We start from the raw sequence: 21,558 nt of genomic DNA, 5'->3' as shown, positions 1-21,558 counted from the left end.
TCGTTGTCTGGTGGGCGCGCTCAGGCGAGCGCGGCGGCGGCCATGGCGCGGGTGCGTTCGGCGCGGCGGGCGCGGCACGCATCGCCGAACGCGCGGAAGATCGCGCTCGACAGCGGGTCCTGCGCGTGTCGCCATTCCGGATGCCACTGCACGGCCAGCGCGAACGCCGGTGCGTCGACGACGCTCACGGCCTCGATCAGGCCATCCGGCGCGACGGCCTCGACGGCGAGGCCGGAGCCGAGCTGCGCGATGCCCTGCTTGTGCAGCGAGTTCACGTGCACTTCGTCGCGGCCGCCGGCGAGCGCATGCAGCTTGCCGCCGGGCGTCAGGCGCACGACGTGCGCGGGGCCGTATTGCGTGTCCATCGGCGCGTCGTCGTCCTCGCGGTGATCGGCGAAGCCCGGCACGTCGTGCACGCGCTGGTGCAGCGTGCCGCCGCAGACGACGTTCAGCTCCTGGAAGCCGCGGCACACGGCAAGCACGGGCACGCCCGCGACGATGGCCGCGCGCAGCAGCGGCAGCGTCGTCGCGTCGCGTGCGGGGTCGTGCTTCGTGCCGGGCTCGCTCGGCTCGCCGCCGTACCGATGCGGTTCGACGTTCGAGTAGCTGCCGGTAAACAGCAGGCCATCGACCGTGTCGAGGATGTCGCCGACCGACTGGCGTTCGCCAAGGGCCGGCAGCACCATCGCGAGCGCCTGCGCGCCGTCGACGATCGCGGCGACGTATTTGTCGCCGACCGTATGCGACGCGTGCGCGCCGATCTGGGTGAGGTCGGCGGTGATGCCGACGAGAGGTTTCCTTTCCATGACGTCAATCAGTAATCCGTAGGGACGTGACGCGCGTCGGCCCGAATGCGGCAAAACGCGGGCGCGACACGACCCCGCGGCCTGGCGCTAGGCGCAGGGCCGCTGGTGAATGGGCGCAACGGGATGGCGTGGCGATCCGCGCTGCGCGCGACGGTCAGGCCGCCGTTCGTTTCATGGCGATACGCGACGCGGCAACGCATGCGCGAACGCGTTCCGTCACCGCACGGACGATGCGGTTGGCGAATCGACAGATAAAACGAACGACGTGAAGAAAGGAGAGGCGCTACGGCAGCAGCGACGCCACTTCGTCGGTATCGACGGCGACGAATGCGCGTGCGGAAACGGCGTTGTGGCGCCGAACGGAACGACGGGACAGGATGGTGTAGATCGACAGGTGAAGCAGGCGAGGACTATGCCAGCCGCAACTGCCATCGGAAGCGGGAACGGCGCTGCGCAAACTGCGCACATCGCCTCGATCCCACCTCACCAGAGGGCCACGGACTCTCACGATTACACTCGACTGGTTTGTTGAAAGTATTGAACACCCGATCGTTTCGACGCGCTGGGCGTTTAAAATAATCAAGGTGCCGGCCGTGCGTCATTCACATTGACGAGCATCAATTGTTGCGTTGCGATAACGCTTTTCGATGCCTGTGAAAGGCTGATGACGCTGACCTGAGAGCCAGCATATACGAGCCAATAACGGCGTCAAATGTTTTTTAACGGTCCTGCATCAGGGCTTTCCCGAGCAGTGCGAACAAAAGATTCGCAAAAGGAATAGTCGATGCGCCGTCCATTATTTCGAACGCCTTTCAGGGTTTTCCCCGCTGATGTGCGGCATAAAGTGATTAGAATATTCAACGGCAGTCCACCGCGTCGTTTCACTTTGTCATCGCACTTATCGTGTCCGAAACCGAATCGATGTCCACCGAAGTCGCCGAGCGCCTGCGTTTCGTGCGCAACAAGCATGGCCTGTCGCAGCGCGAACTCGCGAAACGCGCCGGCGTCACCAACGGCACGATCTCGCTGATCGAACAGGGCCGCGTGAGCCCGTCGGTCGGCTCGCTGAAGAAACTGCTCGAATGCATCCCGATGAGTCTCGCGGAATTCTTCACGTTCGAGCTCGTCGAATCGCGCGCGGTCGTGTCGCGTCGCGACGAGATGCCGAACCTCGGCAACGAGTCGCTCGCGTTTCACCTGGTCGGCGCGAACGTGAAGGATCGCAACATGTGCATCCTGCGCGAGATCTACCAGCCGCTGGCCGATACGGGGCCCGAGATGCTGGTGCACGCGGGGCACGAGGGCGGCGTCGTCGTGTCGGGCCGGCTCGAGCTGACCGTCGATAGCGCGACGTGGCTGCTCGACCCCGGAGACGGCTACTACTTCGAGAGCCGTTTGCCGCATCGTTTTCGCAATCCCAGCGCGGAACTGATCTGCGAGGTCGTGTCGGCCAATTCGCCGGCAACCTTCTGACCGCGCGTCACCGCATTCGCTGCGGGCCGTCTGCGCGCCACGCGCGCGACGTGCCGCATCGCGAATGTCAAAACACTGAGGCATCCTGATGAAAAAGTTGACTTTGGCTGACTGGCAACACAAGGCGGCGTCGCTCGAGATCGAAGGGCGCGCATTCATCGATGGCGCGTCGCGCGACGCGCATGACGGCAAGACGTTCGACTGCGTGAGCCCGATCGATGGCCGCGTGCTCGCGAAGGTCGCCGATTGCGGCGAAGCGGACGTGAACGCGGCCGTCGCGGCGGCACGGCGCGCGTTCGACGCGGGCGTATGGGCCGGCCTGAACCCGCGCGCGCGCAAGGCCGTGCTGCTGCGCTGGGCCGCGCTGATGCGCGCGCATCTCGACGAACTGTCGCTGCTCGAGACGCTCGACGCGGGCAAGCCGATCGGCGACACGACGACGGTCGACGTGCCGGGCGCCGCGTACTGCGTCGAATGGTTCGCCGAGGCGATCGACAAGGTCGGCGGCGAGGTCGCGCCGGCCGATCACCATCTCGTCGGTCTCGTCACGCGCGAGCCGGTCGGCGTGGTGGCCGCCGTCGTGCCGTGGAACTTCCCGATCCTGATGGCCGCATGGAAATTCGGCCCCGCGCTCGCGGCCGGCAACAGCGTCGTGCTGAAGCCGTCGGAGAAATCGCCGCTGACCGCGATCCGCGTCGCGCAGCTCGCGTTCGAGGCCGGCATGCCGGCCGGCGTGTTCAACGTCGTGCCGGGCGCGGGCGAACCGGGCAAGCTGCTCGCGCTGCATCGCGACGTCGACTGCATCGCGTTCACGGGCTCGACGGCGGTCGGCAAGCTGATCATGCAGTATGCGGCGCAGTCGAACCTGAAGCGCGCGTGGCTCGAACTCGGCGGCAAGTCGCCGAACATCGTGCTGCCCGATTGCCCCGATCTCGACCGCGCGGCGCAAACGGCGGCCGGCGCGATCTTCTACAACATGGGCGAGATGTGCACGGCCGGCTCGCGGCTGCTCGTGCATCGCGACATCAAGGATGCGTTCATCGAGAAGCTCGTCGCGGCCGCGCGCGCGTACGTGCCCGGCAACCCGCTCGATCCGTCGGTGTCGATGGGCGCGATCGTCGACGGCATCCAGCTCGAGCGCGTGCTCGGCTATATCGAGGCCGGGCGCAGCGAAGGCCGGCTCGTCACCGGCGGTGCGCGCGTGAAGGAGGAGACGGGCGGCTTCTACGTGGAGCCGACGGTGTTCGAGGTGAAGCCCGATGCGAAGATCGCGCGCGAGGAAATCTTCGGGCCGGTGCTGTCGGTGATCGTGTTCGACGACGTCGACGAGGCCGTGCGGATCGCGAACGACACCGAATACGGGCTGGCCGCGGCCGTGTGGACGTCGAACCTGACGACCGCGCACGACGTGTCGCGCCGGCTGCGTGCGGGCACCGTGTGGGTGAACTGCTATGACGAGGGCGGCGACATGAACTTCCCGTTCGGCGGCTACAAGCAGTCGGGCAACGGCCGCGACAAGTCGCTGCATGCGCTCGAGAAGTACACCGAACTGAAGTCGACGCTGATCCGGCTGCGCTGACACGCCGCCGGGCATGGGCGCGGCCGCGGGCGCGTCGCCGTCCGGCGCTGCGCCCGCGGCCTTCGGCGCGCGTTACGCGGTGCGCAGCGCGGGATGGAAGCCGGCGGCTTCGATGATCGACTGCACGCGCGCGGCGCCTTGCGCCGAGTCGACCTTGACGGTCTTCGCCGCGACGTCGATGTCGAGCTTCGCGGCGGGGTCGGCGGCCGTTACCGCGCGCGTGATCGCGTTGGCGCAGCCGCCGCAGGTCATGTCCTGGACTTCGAATTCCATCGTGTTCTCCGGGGTGGATGGTTGACGAGTACATTCAGCATGAAGCTTGCCATGGTGGGAAGGTCAAGTGCGGCGATGCGCATCGCATCAGCCATTTGTAATGCTGAAGTATGACGAATAGCCATTCGCGTGCGCGCGTCAGTCCGAATATTTCCCGATTGACGGCCGCCCATTGTCGGCGAAATTCGGCGGAGCCTTGCGCGGCAACGGGTACACGGGATCGACGACGCATGATTCCCATGACCCGAGTAAGGGTACTCCGAGGTGAAAATGCGAATCGATCTTAGTATCGATTCTCTTCAATATTTCCGCTCATTACGAACATGACCCGTTTCGCTATCGGTTTCGCACTGGCCCTGCTGGGCGCCTCGGCCACGTCTGCCTTCGCTGCCGACGACGTCGTCAACCTGACGTTGAAGGACCACAAGTTTTCGCCCGATGGCGTGACGATCCCTGCCGGCAAGAAAGTGAAATTTGTCGTGAAGAACCTCGACGCGACGCCTGCGGAATTCGAGAGCGACGACTTCAAGGCGGAGAAGGTCGTGCCGGCCGGCAAGTCGGTCGAGATCCTGGTCGGGCCGCTGAAGGCCGGCACCTACGAGTTCCACGACGAGTATCACGAAGCGCAGTCGAAGACGCACCTGACCGTCAAGTAAGCCGATACCGACATGCTGTCTACTGCCCTGATCGTCTTTCGTGAAGTGCTCGAGGCCGCGCTGGTGGTCTCGATCGTGATGGCCGCCACGAAGGGCGTGCCGCGGCGCGGCTGGTGGGTCGCCGGCGGGCTGGTCGGCGGCGTGGTCGGCGCCGGCCTGATCGCGGCGTTCGCCGACGTGATCTCGCAATGGGCGTCCGGCATGGGGCAGGAAGTCTTCAACGCGGGCGTGATGTTCGTCGCGACGCTGATGCTCGCGTGGCACTGCATCTGGATGAGCCGGCACGGCCGCGAAATGGCGCTGCACATGGGCGAGGTCGGCCGCGCGGTCGCGGCCGGCAGCCGGCCGTTGACCGGGCTCGCGATCGTGGTCGGCGTCGCGGTATTGCGCGAGGGCTCCGAGGCCGTGCTGTTCCTGTACGGGATCGCGGCGGGCGAGCCCGGGCAGACGCCGCAGATGATCGCCGGCGGGCTGCTCGGCGTGCTCGGCGGCGCCGGGCTCGGCTACGCGATGTATGCGGGCCTGCTGCAGATTCCGCTGAAGCGCCTGTTCTCCGTCACGAACGCGCTGATCGTGCTGCTTGCCGCGGGCATGGCGAGCCAGTGCGTCGGCTTCCTGCTGGCCGCCGGCCTCGTGCCGTCGTGGGGCGATGCGGTCTGGGATACGTCGTGGCTGCTCAAGGAATCGAGCATCGTCGGCAAGGCGCTGCATACGCTGATCGGCTATACCGCGCGTCCGGCGGGCATCCAGATCGCCGCGTACGTCGCGACGCTGGTGGCGATCGTCGTGCTGGCGCGGCTCGTCGGCCGGCCGCAGCAGACGGTGAGGCCGCCGCATGCCGCGGCGTGAGTGTTTGCGGACTTCCGGGTTCGAATGAAAGAAGGGGCGTCATGGACGCCCCTTCTTTCATTTGCGGTGCGCGCCGCACCTGCGCGGCTCCGGCGACGGCCGCCGTGGATGCGCGCGGTTGCGTCCGGTCAGCTGTGGTTGTCGATCCACGCGCGCGCCCATTCGAGCCCTGCGTCGCGCGCATCGTCTTCGGTGTCGAACACGCCGAGCACGCCCGACGCCTCGACGAGCCGGTTGTTCTGCGTGATCGTGCCGCTCGCCGCGAAGCGCTCGGGCTGCATGATCTCGTCCTGCTGGAGGATCGCGTGGCCCCAGATCTGGTAGCCGTGGTAGGTCTGCGCTTCCATTATCGAGTCACCTCCGCGGAGCGGCCTTGCGTGCCGACCTGCAGCACGTTGCCGTCCGGCGTGTATTGACGCGGGATGTCGGAGAAGGTGAGCGCGCGCGTCGCGTCCGGCGCGGCCGGCTGCATCACCGTGAGACGCCCGGGCGCGGGGTGCGCGACGGGGCGCGGGGCGGCCGGGGTGTCGGTCGCGGCCGGGCGGTTCGAGCCGGCTTTCACGGCCTGCGCGACGCGGCGCTTGGGCGCTTTCGCAGCGGCTTTCGGCGTGGCGCTCGCGTGCTTCTCCACGCGCTTGCCGGTGCGCGCGCCGGCGTCTGGGCGGGCGGCCGGCGTACGGGCGGCCGGCGTACGGGTGTCCGGCGTACGCGCCGCCGGGTGCCGCGCCTCGGGCGGGTTCCAGACCTCGACATAGTGCTCGGCGGCCCCGCCCGTCGACGCGAACATCAGCGCCAGCAATCCGCATCCAAACAGTCTTACCATTGTCTCTCCGTCATATTCGTTGCGGCGCGCGTCCAGCCGGGGCCGTGCAGGGGCATTCGGAGAAGCCGGCTCAGGAGAACACCTCGAGCCCGTGTTTCTCGACGATCTGGAGCATGCGCGCGGCGATGCCGCTGGGCCGCTTGTCACCCTGTTCCCATTGGCGGATCGTCGATGTCGTCGTGTTCAGGTAGAGCGCGAACACGCTCTGGCTGACGTTGACCGACTTGCGGATGCGGGCGATCGCTTCCGGATCGAACTGCGGCGCAGCTTCGATGCAGAGATCGTCATATTCCCGCATCGTCTTCTTGTCGATCAGGTTGGCGCGATACAGCCCCGACGCGGCGCTGTGGACCGCCTCCGTCGCGTCGCTCTTGAATCGACCCTTAGCCATTGCAAATCTCCACAAGCTCTTTCAGTGCGACCAGCGTCGCGATGTCGCTGTCGGTGTGTCGACCTACGTCCGCGGCGAGCTTTCTGAACGCGCGCAGTTCGCATGCGTCGATGTTGTCGCGGTCGCATTTCGCGAACAGGAACACGAACACCCACGTGTGCCCGACCTTGCCCAGCACGATTCCGCGCTGCCGATTGCCGTCCAGACGCTTCTTCCACACGTTGCCGCCGAGATCGACGCCCTGGCCGCGGGCCAGTTCCCGCACCGCGCGGCAGAGCTCGCCATCGGCGATTCCCGCTTTCCCGGCTGCCTTGTGAAACCACTTCGTCTTGAAGACGCGTCGTACGGAAGCAGACATGTCGAGCCGGTCGAGTTAGCACAGGATTATATACCACTACGTGGTACATATTTCGACCTGGCCAAACGGCCTGCTTCGCGCCCGCACGCGGTCGGGACGGCCCGGCGAGGGGCCATCCCGTCGCCGGGTATTACTCCACCGTCACCGATTTCGCGAGGTTGCGCGGCTTGTCGACGTCGGTGCCGCGCGCGCACGCGGTGTGATACGCGAGCAGTTGCAGCGGCACGACGTGCAGGATCGGCGACAGTTGCCCGTAGTGCTCCGGCATCCGGATCACGTGCAGGCCGTCGTCGTTGACGATCTGCGTGTCCGCATCCGCGAACACGTACAGCTCGCCGCCGCGCGCACGCACTTCCTGCATGTTCGACTTTAGCTTCTCGAGCAGCGTGTCGTTCGGCGCGACCGTGACGACCGGCATCGCTTCCGTGACGAGCGCGAGCGGCCCGTGCTTCAGTTCGCCGGCCGGATAGGCCTCGGCGTGGATGTACGAGATTTCCTTCAGCTTCAGCGCGCCTTCGAGCGCGATCGGATAGTGCAGCCCGCGGCCGAGGAACAGCGCGTTTTCCTTGCGCGCGAATTCCTCCGACCACGCGATGATCTGCGGCTCGAGCGCGAGCACGCTGTTCAGCGCGGCCGGCAGATGGCGCAGCTCCTTCACGAATTGCGCTTCCTGCGCGGCGTCGACGTGCCCGCGCAGCTTGCCGAGCGTCGCGGCCAGCACGAACAGCGCGACGAGCTGCGTCGTGAACGCCTTCGTCGACGCGACGCCGATCTCGGTGCCCGCGTGCGTCAGGAACTGCATCTCGGTCAGGCGCACCATCGCGCTCGTCGCGACGTTGCACACCGCGAGCGTATGCGTGTGGCCGAGCGACTGCGCATGCTTGAGTGCCGCGAGCGTGTCGGCCGTCTCGCCCGATTGCGAGATCACCAGCACGAGCTGGCGCGGGTTCGGCACCGACTCGCGGTAGCGGTATTCGCTGGCGATCTCGACCTGGGTCGGGATCTTCGCGATCGATTCGAGCCAGTATTTCGCTGTGAGGCCCGAGTAGTAGCTCGTGCCGCACGCGAGGATCAGCAGGCTGTCGATCTCCGCGAACGCGGCGGGCGCGGCGTCGCCGAACAGCGTCGCGTCGAACGCGTCGGTTTGCGGCACGGTGTCGCCGATCGCGCGCGGCTGCTCGAAGATTTCCTTCTGCATGAAGTGGCGATAGGGCCCGAGCTCGACCGCGCCGCCGTATGCGCTGACGACACGGGTTTCACGCTGCACGGTGGCGCCGTGGCGATCGACGATCGTCACGCCGTCGAGCGACAGCTCGCACACGTCGCCTTCCTCGAGGAACGTGAAGCGGTCGGTGCTGCCGGCCAGCGCGAGCGCGTCGGACGCGAGGAAGTTCTCGCCGTCGCCGTGACCGACGACGAGCGGCGAACCCTGGCGCGCGCCGACGACGGTATGCGGCTGGTCCTTGTGCGTCACCGCGATCGCATACGCGCCGTGCAGTTGCTGCACGGCTTCGCGCACCGCGTCGAACAGGTTGCCGCGATACAGGCTGTGCACGAGGTGCGCGATTACTTCGGTGTCGGTCTGCGATACGAATTCGTAGCCCTTCGCGCGCAGCGTTTCGCGCAGCGTCTCGAAGTTCTCGATGATGCCGTTGTGCACGAGCGCGAGCGCGTTCGACGAGAAGATCGGGTGCGCATTGTGCGTGACGGGCGCGCCGTGCGTGGCCCAGCGCGTGTGCGCGACGCCGGTCGTGCCTTCGAGATGCGTGTCGCGCACCTGCGCATCGAGATCGGCGACGCGCGCGACGCTGCGCGCGCGCTTCGGCGCGCCCGGTTCGAGCACGGCGACGCCGCAGGAGTCGTAGCCACGGTATTCGAGGCGCCGCAATCCTTCGATCAGCACCGGAACGATATTACGCTGCGCAACTGCGCCGACAATGCCGCACATGAATGGTCAATCCTGTCAGTCGAAGCGGGCGCCGCGCGGGCGCCCGCAAATGGTTCAGCTCTTTTTCTTGACCGGGCGGACGTAGCCGCTCTTCGCGGTCTGCGTCTTCTCGTTCAACGCGAGGACGCCTTCGGCGACGTCCTTCCAGATCGTCGTGCCGGCCGCGATCGTCACGCCGCGGCCGACGCGCACGGGCGCGACCAGCTGCGTGTCGGAGCCGACGAACACGTCGTCCTCGATCACGGTGCGGAACTTGTTCGCGCCGTCGTAGTTGCAGGTGATCGTGCCGGCGCCGATGTTCACGCGCGCGCCGATGTCGGCGTCGCCGATGTACGTGAGGTGGTTCGCCTTCGAGCCGTGGCCGATCACCGCGTTCTTCACCTCGACGAAGTTGCCGACGTGCGCTTCGTCCGCGAGCTGCGCGCCCGGGCGCAGCCGCGCGTACGGGCCGATCACGGTGTGCGCGCCCAGCACGGCGCCGTCGATGTGCGTGAACGCGTCGATGCGCGTACCCGCGCCGATCGATGCGTTGCGGATCACGCAGTTCGCGCCGATCGTCACGTCGTCGGCGAGCGTCACGTTGCCTTCGAACACGCAGTTCACGTCGATCGACACGTCGCGGCCGCAGCGCAGCGTGCCGCGCACATCGACGCGCGCCGGATCGGCGAGCGTGACGCCGTCGACGAGCAGCGCATCGGCGACGTTGCGCTGATGGATGCGTTCGAGTTCCGCGAGCTGCGCCTTGCTGTTCACGCCGAGCGTTTCCCACTCGTCGTCGGGCTGCGACGTGACGACCTCGAAGCCGGCCTCGATCGCGAGTTCGACGACGTCGGTCAGGTAGTACTCGCCTTGCGCGTTTTCGTTCTTCAGCGCGCCGAGCCACATCGACAGCTGGGCCGTCGGCGTGACGATGATGCCGGTGTTGATCTCGGCGATCCGCAGCTCGTCCGGCGACGCATCCTTCTGCTCCACGATGCGCGTGACGAAGCCGGCCGCGTCGCGCACGATGCGGCCGTAACCGGTCGGGTCGTCGAGCGTGACGGTCAGGATCCCGTAGCGGCCGTCGTGCGCGGCGTCGACGAGACGCCGCAGCGTCGACGCGCGCGTGAGCGGCACGTCGCCGTACAGCACGAGCGTCGGTTGCGCGGGATCGAGGAGCGGCAGCGCCTGGCGCACCGCGTGGCCGGTGCCGAGCTGCTCGGCCTGCACCGCGAACTGGACGTCGGGCGCGGCGACGGCCGCCTGGACCTGCTCGGCGCCGTGGCCGACGACGACGACGAGCCGGGACGGCTGCAGCGTGCGCGCGGTGTCGATGACGTGGGAGAGGAGCGGCCTGCCGGCCAGGGGGTGAAGCACTTTCGGCAGCGCGGAACGCATGCGCTTGCCGGTGCCTGCCGCCAAAATCACGATATTCATGGCGCGCGCTTGGGTCAGGGAGTTCGAAGCCGCCCATTTTAGCATGCGGCCCTTGTCGCTCCGGGCCTGTCGCGGCGCGGCGACACCGCCGAAACGACGCCGTTGGCGCCGGTTTCGGCGGGTGTTCGGTCCCTGCTTACAGGTCGTCGAACTGGACGATCGAGATCGGTCGGGCCGCGATCGGTTTGCCGGCGCCCGGCGCCGTCGCGTCGTCGCCCGATGCGCACGGCTCCTCGTCGAACGCGATGTCGCCTTGCGGGTCGGCTTCGCCCGTCGCGCGCAGCGACTGGAACGGGTACAGCGTCGTGTCCATCAGATGCGACGGCACGACCTTTGCGAGCGCGTTGAACATGTTGTCGACGCGGCCCGGGAAGCGCTTGTCCCAGTCGCGGATCAGCGCCTTCATTTCCGCGCGCTTCAGGTTCGGCTGGCTGCCGCACAGGTTGCACGGGATGATCGGGAATTCGCGCAGCTCCGCGTATTTCTCGAGATCGGTTTCCTTCACGTACGCGAGCGGGCGGATCACGATGTTCTTGCCGTCGTCCGACTGCAGCTTCGGCGGCATTCCCTTCAGCTTGCCGCCGTAGAACATGTTCAGCAGCAGCGTCTGCACGATGTCGTCGCGGTGATGGCCGAGCGCGATCTTGGTCGCGCCGAGCTCGCCGGCCACGCGGTACAGGATCCCGCGGCGCAGCCGCGAGCACAGCGAGCAGGTCGTCTTGCCTTCCGGCACGAGCCGCTTGACGATGCTGTAGGTGTCCTGGTTCTCGATGTGGAACGGCACGCCGACCTGCTTCAGGTATTCGGGCAGCACGTGCTCGGGGAAGCCCGGCTGCTTCTGGTCGAGGTTCACCGCGACGATGTCGAAGTCGATCGGCGCGCGCTCGCGCAGGCGCAGCAGCACGTCGAGCATCGCGTAGCTGTCCTTGCCGCCCGACAGGCACACCATCACCTTGTCGCCCTGCTCGATCATGTTGTAGTCGCCGATCGCCTGGCCGACCTGGCGCACGATCCGCTTGAACAGCTTGTTGTTCTCGTACGCTTCCTTCTGCTCGCGGCGCGTCAGCGCGGGGCGGCCGGTGTCGGCGGTCGTGGCGTCGGCCGCCGTGTCGTTCATGTGGGGGGCGTTCATGCGCGCTCCTCGTCCTTGATGCGAAAGACTTCGACGCCGACGGCGTCGCAGTCCGGATAGGCGTCCGGTTTCTCGGTACGGACGCGTACCGCGCGCACGGCGTCGTGCGCCAGCAGGTGCGCGGCGATCGAATCGCACAGCGTTTCCTGCAGGTGAATGTGGCCGCGCGCGAGGCTTTGCGCGACGCTCTGCTTCATCAGGTCGTAGTCGACGACTTCATGCAGCCGGTCGTCGACGGGCGTCGACTGCGCAAGCGGCACGAACAGGTCGACGTTGATGACGACGCGCTGCTCGCCGCGCTTCTCGTGTTCGAAGGCCCCGATGTTGATGTGCACCTCGTAGTCGCGCAGGTAGAGCCTGCGGCAATCCGCGAGGCGGGGGTGCAGGAGAGCGGAAAACATGGTCGTCCCAGTCAAATTGGCGTGCGCGCACGCAAAGCGGCGCGGACGGCGGCGGTCAGGCCGCGCCCGCGCGGTTCATTCATTCGGGCCGGCGGCCGGCGGCACCAGGTGCTCGCCGCCGTCGACGGTCAGCGTCGCGCCCGTCACGCCGGGCGCGCTCGCGAGATAGCAGGCGGCCGCCGCGATGTCGTCCGCGTGCGGCGCGTGGCCGCGCACGAGCGCCGCGACCCGCACCTTCGGCGCGAGCGCCAGCGCGAGCGCCGACGTCGCGCGGTTCAACGCGGCCTGCATCAGCGCGTGCGACAGCTGCGCCGGCGCCGGATGAAACAGGGCCTGATCCAGTACGTGGATCGCGCATGCGCGCAGCGCTTCGTGCCCGCGTGCGGCGTCGGGCGTCGCGTCGGCGAGCGCGCGGGCCAGCGCGAGCGGCGCCGTCACGTTGCGCGCGAGCGCGGCAGCCAGCGACGCAGCGTCCACCGTGTGCGCGTCGTCGGCGCCGGCGCTGGCGCTGACGAACACCGCACATGCGGGCCGGCCGAGCGCTTCGCCGCACGCGGCGACGAGGCCCGCGGCATCGGCTTCCACGGCCAGATCGGCGTCGAGCACGACCCCGCGGCGGCCGAGCGCCGCGACTTCGGCGACGAGCGCGTCGGCGGCCGCGCGCGGCGCGCGTTGGCTGCGCTGCAGCGCGACGTCCCAGCCGCGGCGGGCGAAACCCGTCGCGAGCGCGCGGCCGATCGACGCGGCGTCCGCCGCGCTGCCCACGGCGCCCGTGACGAGCACCACGCGTGGGGTCGACGTATCGGCTGAAACGGTCATTTACAATGCCGGGATGAACCCGAAAGCTCACGAACCCGCTAGTTTACCTGCTCCCGGCCCTGACGCGCTCGCGCAGTCCGAAACCCTCGCCGCGCAACTGCGCGACGAGATCGCGGCGGCCGGCGGCTGGCTGCCGTTCGACCGCTTCATGGAACGCGCGCTGTATGCGCCGGGCCTCGGTTATTACAGCGGCGGCGCGCGCAAGTTCGGGCGCCGCGCCGACGATGGCAGCGACTTCGTCACCGCGCCCGAGCTGTCGCCGCTGTTCGCGCAGACGCTCGCGAACCCCATCGCCGAAGCGCTCGCGGCGAGCGGCACGCGCCGCGTGATGGAATTCGGCGCCGGCACCGGCAAGCTCGCGGCCGGGCTGCTCGCGGCGCTCGATGCGTCGGGCGTCGAACTCGACGAATACCTGATCGTCGACCTGTCCGGCGAGCTGCGCGAACGGCAGCGCGACACGATCGAAGCCGCGGTGCCGGCGCTGACCGCGAAGGTGCGCTGGCTCGACGCGCTGCCCGAGCGGTTCGACGGGGTCGTGGTCGGCAACGAGGTGCTCGATGCGATGCCGGTGCGCCTCTTCGCGAAGGTGGACGGCGCGTGGCGCGAGCGCGGCGTCGCGCTCGACGCGCGGCACGCGTTCGTGTTCGACGACCGGCCGGTCGGCGCCGCCGGCCTGCCGGCGGTGCTCGCGACGCTCGACGTCGGCGACGGCTACGTGACCGAAACGCACGAGGCCGCGCTCGCGTTCACGCGCACCGTCTGCACGATGCTTGCGCGCGGTGCGGTGCTGCTGGTCGACTACGGTTTTCCCGCGCACGAGTACTACCACCCGCAGCGCGACCGCGGCACGCTGATGTGCCACTACCGTCACCACGCGCACGACGACCCGTTCGTGTACCCGGGCCTGCAGGACATTACCGCGCACGTCGAATTCACCGGCATCTACGACGCGGGCGTCGCGACCGGCGCCGATCTGCTCGGCTACACGTCGCAGGCGCGCTTCCTGTTGAACGCAGGCGTCACCGACGCGCTGGCCGCGATCGATCCGTCCGACGTCCGCGCGTTCCTGCCGGCCGCGAACGCGGTGCAGAAGCTGATCTCGGAAGCCGAGATGGGCGAGCTGTTCAAGGTGATCGCGTTTTCGCGCGGGATCGACGGCACGCTCGACGCGTTCGCGCGCGGCGACCGCTCGCACGCGCTCTGACGGAGCCAGGGCCCTGACATGCTCCGCTGGCTATTGACGACGTTCGTCGCGGTGATGATCCTGACGCGCTGCTGGCCGTGGCTCGGCAAGCTCGGGATCGGGCGGATGCCGGGCGACGTCACGCTGACGCTCGGCGGGCGGCGCTACCCGTTCCCGTTCATGTCGACGCTGGTGCTGACGATGCTGGTATCGATGGTGGCGCGGCTGCTCTGAGCCGCGCCGAAAAAGGGGCGCGTCACAGCTCGATCTCGCCGAGGATCCGGTGCGCGAGCGCCTTCGCCTCGTCGAACGCTTCTTCCTCGCTGGGGCTCGTCGAGTGGACGTCGTAGCGCATGTTCTCGGTGTCGTCCCCGTCGTCGCGCGCGAGGATCACGTAACCCTGGAACTGCCCGTTGCCCGCATGCTGGGTATGCGCCTTGGCCGTGTAGATGCCTTTCGTGAACGTGTTCGTGTCCATCGTGCTCTCCCGCAAAAAGGACGCTTCATCGTAGCACTGCGGCGCAGCATCGTGAACGCGGTTTATCGGTGACCGATCAGAGACCGGTCACCTGCTTGCGTCGTTCCTTCAACGTCCGTTCAACCTTCGAGCAGCGCGACGACCTCGTCGAGCGTCGGCGCGTGCGCGCCCGTGTGCCGGCACGCGGCGGCGCCGGCCGCGAGCGCGAACGCGAGATGTTCGCGCCAGCCGCGCTGCGGCGCGGCCATCAGGCTGAACAGCAGGCCGCCGATCGACGCGTCGCCCGCGCCGACGGTATCGGCCACCTCGACGCGCGGCGGGCTGGCCTCGTGCACGTCGCCGTCCGCGTAGAGCGTCGCCGCCTGCGCGCCGCGCGTGACGAGCACGGCCGCCCGCGGGTTCAGCGCGCGCACCGCCGCGATCGCGTCGGGGCCGTCGCCGCCGAAGAGGTGCCGCAGGTCTTCGTCGGACACCTTGATCAGGTCGGCGAGCGCGGCCATCTTCTCCAGCGTCGGCCGGAACGCGGCCGTCATCAGGTTCCGGTAGTTCGGATCGAAGCTGATCTTCACGCCGCGTGCGTGCAGGTCGGCTGCGAGTGCGGCCAGCGTGCCCGCGAGCGGTTCGCGCACGAGGCTGATGCAGCCGAAATGCGCCCATTGCACGTGCTCGGTCCAGCCGGCCGGCAGCCGCGCCGGATCGAACGCGAGATCGGCGCTCGCTTCGCCGATGAAGAAGTATGCGGGCGGCCGCGTCTCGTGGACGATCGCGAGCAGCGGCGGCCGCGCGACGCGCTGCAGGAAGCGCAGGTCGAGCCCGGCCGCTTCGCTCGTGCGCCACAGCACGTCGGAGAAGCAGTCTTCGCCGATCGACCCGGCGAGCGCGCTCGGTAGGCCGAGCCGCGCGACCGCGCGCGCGACGTTCCAGCCGGCGCCGCCCGGCACCGACGTCCACTGCGCGTCGCCCGCGCGCACCATGTCGGTCAGGATGTCGCCCGCCGACACGAAAGCCGGAAACGTGGCGCCGTTCATTGCGTCGGCTCGCTGCGTTGCAGGCGCGCGAGGGTCGCGAGCACGTCGTAGCAGGCGCCCATCGTGTGATAGTCGGTCTTGCCGGCCGGGCTCTTCTCGTCGCTGTACTTGCGGTTGTCGCAGGTGAGGATCCGGTACCACGCGCCGTAGCGGTGATCGACGAAATGCGCCCAGCTGTAGCGCCAGATCTCGTCGTACCAGTCCCAGAAGCGCTCGCTGCCGGTGCGCGCGCCGAGCATCGCGGCCGCCGCGAAGGTTTCCGCCTGCACCCAGAAATACTTGTTGTGGTCGCAGATCGTGAAGTCGGGGCCGAAGCCGTAGCAGAGGCCGCCGTGATCGGTGTCCCACGCGTGCGTGAGCGCCGCGTCGAACAGCTCGGCCGCGCGCGGCGCGAGCCAGTCGAGCGGACGGTGCCGCTCGAGGATCAGCAGCAGCTTCGCCCATTCGGTCTGGTGCCCGGGCTGGAAGCCCCACGGACGGAAGATGTTCGAGCTGTCTTCCTTGTTGTAGTCCCAGTCGATCGACCAGTCCGCATGGTAGTGCTCCCACACGAGCCCGCCCGACAGCGCGGCCTGGCGCTGCGTGATGTGGGACGCGACCTTTTCCGCGCGATCGAGGTACGTCAGGTGGCCGGTCGCCTCGTACGCGGCGAGCAGCGCTTCCGTCATATGCATGTTCGCGTTCTGGCCGCGATACGTCGACACGTTCCAGTTCGGCGTCGCGTCGTCAGCGTACAGGCCCGCGGCCGCATCCCAGAAGCGGTGCTCGGCGAGCTCGTAGGTCGACGCGATCAGCGCCCGCGCTTCGTCGATGCCGGCCATCGTCGCGTGCGCGGCCGCGAGCAGCACGAACGCGAGCCCGTAGCAGTGGCGCGTGCCGTCGAGCGTCGCGTGCTTCGCGCCGTCGCGCCAGTCGAGTTCCCAGTCGTAGCCCTGCAGCGCGTCGTCCCAGTGCGCGTCGCGCAGGAAACGCAGCCCGTGGCGCGCGTAGTCGAGATGCCGCGGATCGCCGAAATGGCGGTACGCCATCGCGTAGTTGAAGACGAACCGGCAGGTGCTGACGAGGTGACGCGACGTGCGGTTGTAGACGCTGCCGTCGTCGCGGAAGTAATGGTAGAAGCCGCCCGTCGGGTCGAATGCGTTCGTCGCGTAGAAGCGCAGCGTGTCTTCGATGTGCGACAGCAGGAACGACGGGTCGCGAAAGCTCGCGACGAACGGTGCCGCTTGCGCGTGGCTGGCCGGCGCGGCGGCGCGGGAGTGGACCGGGGGCATGTTCATGATTCTTGGACCGTGGCGGTATCGAATGCCGGGGAGCCGGCGGGCTGGCTGCTGGCCCGCACGATCAGCTCGACGGGCAGGGAGATCTCGGTGCGCTCGGGCGATTCCGCGAGCAGCAGTTCGACGCCGCGGCGGCCGAGCGCTTCCTTGTCGACCGCGAGCGTCGTGAGCGGCGGGTTCGCGTGCGCGGCGGCCGGGATGTCGTCGAAGCCGACGATCGCGATGTCGTCCGGAATCCGCAGGCCGCGCGCGATGCACACGCGCTGCGCGGCCAGCGCGGCCGCGTCGTTGTACGCGAACACGGCGTCGGGGCGCGGGCCGGGCGCGTCGAGCAGTTGCTCCATCGCACGCGAGGCACCCGTGTCGGGGTCGAGCCCCGCGTCGATCGTTACTTCGTACGCGGGATCGAACAGCCGCCCGGCTTCGAAGAACGCGCGCCGGTAGCCGATCGCACGCTGCGCGATGCTGTAGTGCGCGGCCGAGCCGCCGATGAAGGCGATCCGCGAGCGGCCGGTGGCGAGCAGGTGGCGCATCGCGAGCGCCGCACCCGTCGCGTTGTCGATGTTGACCGAGCGTAAGCCGGGCGCCCACAGGTCGATCAGCACGAGCGGCCGGCCGGTGGCGGCGAGCGCCTCGATCGTCTCGGGCTCGATGAAGCCGGCGACCGCGATCGCGTCGGGCGCATGCGGGCGCATCTGGCGCAGCACGTCGTCGTTCGGGCCGACCGTGAGCAACGTCGGCACGATGCCGCGCTCGCGGCACGCGTCCTCGACGCCGTGCAGCACATGCGAGAAGAACGGGCTCGCGGGAAAGCGGTTGTGCTGGCGGTGCAGCAGGAAGGTGAGCCGGCGGATGCGCGGCCGCAGCTGGGCGGGATCGTAGCCGAGCTGTCGCGCGATCTCGACGATGCGCGCGCGCGTGGCTTCGGACAGGCCGGGCTGGTTTTTCAGCGCGCGGGAGACGGTGCCGATCGAGACCTCAGCCGCCCGCGCCACGTCGCGAATGGTCGTACCCATCGTTCGGGGTCCGGTTTGTTTAGGGTGGAAGCGATTGTATAGTAAAAAATCTCGCGGAATTCGGGCCGGCTAACCGGGGAATACCCGCAAATAACGGGTTTTTAGGCGCTAATCTGCGAAAACATCGTTACTAAAAATACTAAACAAAACGAGAAAAAGGCAAGGTGGGTGTGCGGGCGTGGGGCGGCGCCGACGGCGCGCCGAAAAGGGGCCGCCGGGGGCCCCCGGACTACGGGCCGAGGCGAGCGTCACGGCGCGCCGCGCCGTGGCAGCAGCCTGCGACCAACGGCGCGGTTGCGCAACAGCTGAACCTTGCGCCGGCCGGGCATCGGCGCCGCCGCACGTTGCGCGAGCGTTTCCCGTGCGCCCGCGACGCCTGCCCGCCGTTCAACCCGCCCCGATCGCCACGGCCGGCGGTTCGCCGCGATCGCGCAGCGCGGCGCGGCCGGCATCGAGATCGACGACCGCGAGCCCGTCCGGCTGCTGCTTCGCCCGCCGCTTCGCGAGCGCCGCGACCGACGCGATCTCGTCGCTGCCGTAGCGCTTTGCGCCGTGCGCGCCGGCCGGCACGCCGACCGCGCCGATCGCCATCGTCACGAACCCGAAGAACGCCGGATTGCCGTGGCGGTCCTCGCCGCGCAGCCCGCCCGCCTGGCGGTCGGCCTGCGTGTAGAACAGCTGCGCGCCGTCGTTGAAGCGCGCGATCGCGTCGGCGGCGCGCTCGCGCCAGTCGTCGCGCTGGAACAGCACGAGGAAATCGTCGCCGCCGACGTGGCCCAGAAAGTCGCGCTGCGGATCGCACACGCCGGCCAGCACCGTCGCGGCGAACTTCAGCACTTCGTCGCCCTGCCAGTAGCCGTACTGGTCGTTGAACGGCTTGAACTGGTTCAGGTCGACGTAGCACGCGTGAAAGCCGGCGTCGCGCTGGAGCAGGCGGTCGATGTGCGCGCTGATCGGGATGTTGCCGGGCAGGAACGTCAGCGGATTCGCGTAGCGCGCGGCCTCGATGCGCATCTCGGTCACCGTGCGCACGAGGCTCTCGCCGGTGCCGAGGCCGACATAGCGGCCGTGTTCGGTGATCACGAAGCCGTCCGCGAGATAGCGCTGGTCGTGACGCGCGAGCAGCGTCGCGAGCTGCTCGAACGTGGTTGCGTTGTCGATCATCAGCGGCGCATCGTTCGCGAACTGCAGGCACGGCTTTTTCCCGAACACCTCGCGGTGATACGGCAGCGCGAAACGGTCGATGAAGCCGCGGCGATTGACGAGCGCGACGGGCCGCCCGCGCTCGACGAGCGCGACCGCGTGCAGATCGGGCATCCGGTTGAACAGGTCGAGCACGTCGTTGCTGGTCGCGTCGCGCGGCAGCGCCGGCGCGGGCACGAGCATCTTCCCGGCGATCGTGCCGGCCGGCCGCACCGCGCGCGTCACGCCGGGAAACACCGCGATGTGCGGCGCGCGGATCGCGTCGCGCGCGGCCGGCGCGACCACCCGCGACGGCTGCGCGTGCGGCCGGCCGAGCAGGAAGCCCTGCACGCAGCAGATGCCCATGTCGCGCACGACGATCAGGTCGCATTCGTTCTCGATGCCTTCCGCGATCAGCTTCGCGCCGCTCGCCTGCGCGAAGTGCTGCATCGCCTTCACGGCCTCGAACTTGAGCGGGTCGCGCGCGATGTCGTGGATGAAGAAGCGGTCGATCTTCACGACGTCCGGGTGCAGGCGCAGCCACAGGTTCATGCTCGCGTTCGCGGTGCCGTAGTCGTCGAGCGCGAACTGGATGCCGGCGTCGCGCAGCGTCGCGACCGCCGGCCCGATGTCCGCGAGATCGGGAATCGCGTTCTGCTCGGTGAGCTCGATCACGATGCGCTCGGCGCCGATCCGCGCGCGACCGAGGAACTGGCGTGCGCGCTCGCGTTCGCTGGCGAGCGTGAGGATCGTGCCCGCGCTGAAATTGAGGAACAGCTTGCCGTCGCAGCCGAGCGCCGCGAACGCGTCGAGGCAGGTGAGCGCGGCGGCCCGTTCGAGCGCGATGGTTTCGCCTTCGCGCGCGGCCTGCGCGAACAGCGCGGCGGGCGGCTCGAGGTCGGTGCCGCGCGGGCCGCGGATCAGCCCTTCGTAACCGACGACCGTTCCCGATCCGAGGTCGACGATCGGCTGGAACACGGCGGCGAGCGCGCGCTCCGCGATCAGGCGCGTGGTGCGGGGGGCGGCGGAATCGGAGGAGGGCGCGGGCATGGGCGGGGGCAGCCGAATCGACGGGACGATCGGCTTAACGGCACCGCTCGCGGAGAATTGAATGAAGATTTCGTGACGCGACGGGCGTTGCCGGTGCATCGAGCCGGACGCGCATCGGGGTGGGGGGCTGGAACGGGAAGCGGAAGGCGGAAGGCGGCCAGCGACAGCCATCGCCCCCCGCGCGCGTCAGCGCTTGCCCGCGCTCAGCGCGCCGGACCTGGCTGCCGTGTCGCCTTCGTCGTGCTCGCCGCTCGTGTCGCGCGCGCCCCAGCGCTGCGCGAGCGCCGCGCACGCCATCAGCTGGATCTGGTGGAACAGCATCAGCGGCAGCACGATCGCGCCGACCGCGTTCGCCGAGAAGATCACCTTCGCCATCGGCACGCCGGCCGCGAGGCTCTTCTTCGATCCGCAGAAGATGATCGTGATCCGGTCGGCGCGGTTGAAGCCGAGCCGCTTGCTGACGAACGCGGTCAGCAGCAGCGCGATCGCGAGCAGCACGAGGTTGACGACGAGCAGGCCGCCGAGCGCGCGCGGCGGAATCTGGTGCCACAACCCCTCGTTGACCGCCTCGCTGAACGCGACGTAGACGACCAGCAGGATCGAGCCCTGGTCGACGAAGCGCAGCACGCCGCGATTGCGGTCGATCCAGCCGCCGATCGCGGGCCGCAGCAACTGGCCGGCGATGAACGGCACGAGCAGCTGCATCACGATGCTGCCGACCGTGCTCCACGGCGACGCGGTCGCGGCCGACTGCGACGTGATCATCAGCCCGACGAGCGCCGGCGTGACGAAGATCCCGAGCAGGCTCGACGCCGATGCCGCGCACACGGCGGCCGGCACGTTGCCCTTCGCGATCGACGTGAACGCGATCGACGACTGGACCGTCGACGGCAGCGTGCACAGGAACAGTACGCCCGCATACAGCGTCGGCGTGACGAGCGGCTGCAGCACCGGTTTCAGCGCGAAGCCGAGCAGCGGGAACAGCGCGAACGTGCTGAGCAGCACGACCGCGTGCAGCCGCCAGTGGGTCGCGCCGGCGATCACGGCTTCGCGCGACAGTTTCGCGCCGTGCAGGAAAAACAGCAGGCCGACGGCGATGTTGGTTGCCCAGTTGAACGCATGGGCGGCCGGGCCGCGGCAGGGCAGCAGGCTCGCGAGCACGACGGTGCCGACGAGCGCGAGCGTGAAGTTGTCGGGGAGAAAACGGGGACGGGCCATCGGGAACTCGATTCGGAAACGGCGAAGCGCGCGTCGCGCGCGCGGATCGCGTTATTGTCCCGGTTGGCGATTCACCAAACAAATTCATTGTGCGAATCGATTGATGAATCGATTGCATGCAATGAGGGCCGCCGCGTCGACCCGGCCACGCGCGAAACCGCAGAAGAATGTTCTGCCGCGATCGCGTGCCGAAGCGAAAAAA

At 68.5% G+C, this 21,558-nt stretch carries 24 protein-coding genes; 6 read left to right on the top strand and 18 right to left on the bottom strand.

The features are described from left to right. Positions 1-20: 20 nt before the first annotated feature. Together HWX76_RS34790 and HWX76_RS36870 are read right to left on the bottom strand one after the other, a co-directional pair. Positions 21-806, bottom strand: coding sequence for a gamma-glutamyl-gamma-aminobutyrate hydrolase family protein (locus tag HWX76_RS34790; RefSeq protein WP_050014291.1), 786 nt, complete (start codon positions 804-806; stop codon positions 21-23). A gap of 283 nt (positions 807-1,089) precedes the next feature. Next, the gene (locus HWX76_RS36870) at positions 1,090-1,272 is read right to left on the bottom strand and encodes a hypothetical protein (protein ID WP_006488040.1); all 183 of its coding nucleotides are present in this window, start codon (positions 1,270-1,272) and stop codon (positions 1,090-1,092) included. A gap of 455 nt (positions 1,273-1,727) precedes the next feature. On the opposite strand from HWX76_RS36870, the gene HWX76_RS34785 reads away from it, so the two are divergent. Next, positions 1,728-2,279 carry a cupin domain-containing protein gene (locus tag HWX76_RS34785; RefSeq protein ID WP_011546390.1) on the top strand — a complete coding sequence of 184 codons (552 nt, stop codon included), beginning with the start codon at positions 1,728-1,730 and terminating at the stop codon, positions 2,277-2,279. An 88-nt stretch (positions 2,280-2,367) separates the two neighbouring features. Continuing rightward, positions 2,368-3,858 (top strand): aldehyde dehydrogenase, encoded by a 1,491-nt coding sequence (locus tag HWX76_RS34780; RefSeq protein WP_124630951.1) that lies wholly within the window; start codon positions 2,368-2,370, stop codon positions 3,856-3,858. A 72-nt stretch (positions 3,859-3,930) separates the two neighbouring features. On the opposite strand, the gene HWX76_RS34775 is transcribed toward HWX76_RS34780, so the two are convergent. Further along, positions 3,931-4,131 (bottom strand): heavy-metal-associated domain-containing protein, encoded by a 201-nt coding sequence (locus tag HWX76_RS34775; protein WP_050014293.1) that lies wholly within the window; start codon positions 4,129-4,131, stop codon positions 3,931-3,933. Positions 4,132-4,454: 323 nt separating this feature from the next. Between HWX76_RS34775 and HWX76_RS34770 the strand changes: the two genes are divergently transcribed. Further along, positions 4,455-4,787 carry a cupredoxin domain-containing protein gene (locus HWX76_RS34770; RefSeq protein WP_006488047.1) on the top strand — a complete coding sequence of 111 codons (333 nt, stop codon included), beginning with the start codon at positions 4,455-4,457 and terminating at the stop codon, positions 4,785-4,787. Between the two features lie 12 nt (positions 4,788-4,799). Further along, complete coding sequence (locus HWX76_RS34765) at positions 4,800-5,636, top strand: FTR1 family protein (protein WP_050014294.1); 837 nt, start codon at positions 4,800-4,802, stop codon at positions 5,634-5,636. Positions 5,637-5,764: 128 nt separating this feature from the next. Here HWX76_RS34765 and HWX76_RS34760 read toward each other — a convergent pair whose 3' ends face one another. The 9 genes from HWX76_RS34760 to HWX76_RS34720 form a co-directional block, all read right to left on the bottom strand. Next, the gene (locus HWX76_RS34760) at positions 5,765-5,983 is read right to left on the bottom strand and encodes a hypothetical protein (RefSeq protein WP_006477594.1); all 219 of its coding nucleotides are present in this window, start codon (positions 5,981-5,983) and stop codon (positions 5,765-5,767) included. After that, on the bottom strand, positions 5,983-6,459 hold the full coding sequence (locus tag HWX76_RS34755; RefSeq protein ID WP_124630949.1) for a hypothetical protein: 477 nt from the start codon (positions 6,457-6,459) through the stop codon (positions 5,983-5,985). Before HWX76_RS34755 ends, HWX76_RS34760 begins: the two co-directional genes overlap by 1 nt. A gap of 70 nt (positions 6,460-6,529) precedes the next feature. Further along, on the bottom strand, positions 6,530-6,850 hold the full coding sequence (locus HWX76_RS34750) for a DNA-binding transcriptional regulator (protein ID WP_050014296.1): 321 nt from the start codon (positions 6,848-6,850) through the stop codon (positions 6,530-6,532). Then, positions 6,843-7,208 (bottom strand): type II toxin-antitoxin system RelE/ParE family toxin, encoded by a 366-nt coding sequence (locus HWX76_RS34745; RefSeq protein ID WP_011546384.1) that lies wholly within the window; start codon positions 7,206-7,208, stop codon positions 6,843-6,845. Before HWX76_RS34745 ends, HWX76_RS34750 begins: the two co-directional genes overlap by 8 nt. Before the next feature lie 130 nt (positions 7,209-7,338). Beyond that, a complete protein-coding gene (gene glmS, locus HWX76_RS34740; RefSeq protein ID WP_050014297.1) occupies positions 7,339-9,156 on the bottom strand; it encodes a glutamine--fructose-6-phosphate transaminase (isomerizing) in 1,818 nt (605 codons plus the stop codon). A gap of 54 nt (positions 9,157-9,210) precedes the next feature. Next, complete coding sequence (gene glmU / locus HWX76_RS34735; protein WP_124651953.1) at positions 9,211-10,572, bottom strand: bifunctional UDP-N-acetylglucosamine diphosphorylase/glucosamine-1-phosphate N-acetyltransferase GlmU; 1,362 nt, start codon at positions 10,570-10,572, stop codon at positions 9,211-9,213. A 136-nt stretch (positions 10,573-10,708) separates the two neighbouring features. After that, complete coding sequence (gene ttcA / locus HWX76_RS34730) at positions 10,709-11,704, bottom strand: tRNA 2-thiocytidine(32) synthetase TtcA (protein WP_050014299.1); 996 nt, start codon at positions 11,702-11,704, stop codon at positions 10,709-10,711. Beyond that, on the bottom strand, positions 11,701-12,105 hold the full coding sequence (locus HWX76_RS34725) for a dihydroneopterin aldolase (protein ID WP_124593486.1): 405 nt from the start codon (positions 12,103-12,105) through the stop codon (positions 11,701-11,703). Before HWX76_RS34725 ends, ttcA begins: the two co-directional genes overlap by 4 nt. A 75-nt stretch (positions 12,106-12,180) precedes the next feature. Further along, positions 12,181-12,924: an SDR family oxidoreductase gene (locus HWX76_RS34720; RefSeq protein ID WP_176017036.1), complete on the bottom strand. Its 744-nt coding sequence runs from the start codon at positions 12,922-12,924 to the stop codon at positions 12,181-12,183. A 13-nt stretch (positions 12,925-12,937) separates the two neighbouring features. Here HWX76_RS34720 and HWX76_RS34715 point away from each other — a divergent pair, with 13 nt between their 5' ends. Both HWX76_RS34715 and HWX76_RS34710 read left to right on the top strand, forming a co-directional pair. Continuing rightward, complete coding sequence (locus HWX76_RS34715) at positions 12,938-14,128, top strand: class I SAM-dependent methyltransferase (protein WP_176017035.1); 1,191 nt, start codon at positions 12,938-12,940, stop codon at positions 14,126-14,128. Positions 14,129-14,146: 18 nt separating this feature from the next. Then, positions 14,147-14,341 (top strand): DUF2905 domain-containing protein, encoded by a 195-nt coding sequence (locus HWX76_RS34710; protein ID WP_021163761.1) that lies wholly within the window; start codon positions 14,147-14,149, stop codon positions 14,339-14,341. Positions 14,342-14,363: 22 nt separating this feature from the next. Here HWX76_RS34710 and HWX76_RS34705 read toward each other — a convergent pair whose 3' ends face one another. The 6 genes from HWX76_RS34705 to HWX76_RS34680 all read right to left on the bottom strand — a co-directional run bounded on the left by HWX76_RS34705 (position 14,364) and on the right by HWX76_RS34680 (position 21,356). Continuing rightward, positions 14,364-14,585, bottom strand: a complete 222-nt coding sequence (locus tag HWX76_RS34705; RefSeq protein ID WP_027785622.1) for a hypothetical protein — start codon at positions 14,583-14,585, stop codon at positions 14,364-14,366. 119 nt (positions 14,586-14,704) lie between these two features. After that, positions 14,705-15,613, bottom strand: coding sequence for a carbohydrate kinase (locus HWX76_RS34700; protein WP_176017034.1), 909 nt, complete (start codon positions 15,611-15,613; stop codon positions 14,705-14,707). Beyond that, on the bottom strand, positions 15,610-16,890 hold the full coding sequence (locus tag HWX76_RS34695; protein ID WP_124593483.1) for an AGE family epimerase/isomerase: 1,281 nt from the start codon (positions 16,888-16,890) through the stop codon (positions 15,610-15,612). Before HWX76_RS34695 ends, HWX76_RS34700 begins: the two co-directional genes overlap by 4 nt. After that, positions 16,887-17,906 carry a LacI family DNA-binding transcriptional regulator gene (locus tag HWX76_RS34690; RefSeq protein WP_050014304.1) on the bottom strand — a complete coding sequence of 340 codons (1,020 nt, stop codon included), beginning with the start codon at positions 17,904-17,906 and terminating at the stop codon, positions 16,887-16,889. The genes HWX76_RS34695 and HWX76_RS34690 overlap by 4 nt, the downstream gene beginning before the upstream one ends. Before the next feature lie 387 nt (positions 17,907-18,293). Beyond that, positions 18,294-20,138 carry a phosphodiesterase gene (locus HWX76_RS34685; RefSeq protein WP_089488880.1) on the bottom strand — a complete coding sequence of 615 codons (1,845 nt, stop codon included), beginning with the start codon at positions 20,136-20,138 and terminating at the stop codon, positions 18,294-18,296. 186 nt (positions 20,139-20,324) lie between these two features. Further along, positions 20,325-21,356: a bile acid:sodium symporter family protein gene (locus HWX76_RS34680; protein WP_050014307.1), complete on the bottom strand. Its 1,032-nt coding sequence runs from the start codon at positions 21,354-21,356 to the stop codon at positions 20,325-20,327. Positions 21,357-21,558: the final 202 nt, after the last annotated feature.

This window comes from Burkholderia sp. BCC0398, from assembly GCF_902833245.1.
Taxonomy (GTDB): Bacteria; Pseudomonadota; Gammaproteobacteria; order Burkholderiales; family Burkholderiaceae; genus Burkholderia; species Burkholderia sola.
This window is presented reverse-complemented; position numbering and strand designations above follow the sequence as displayed.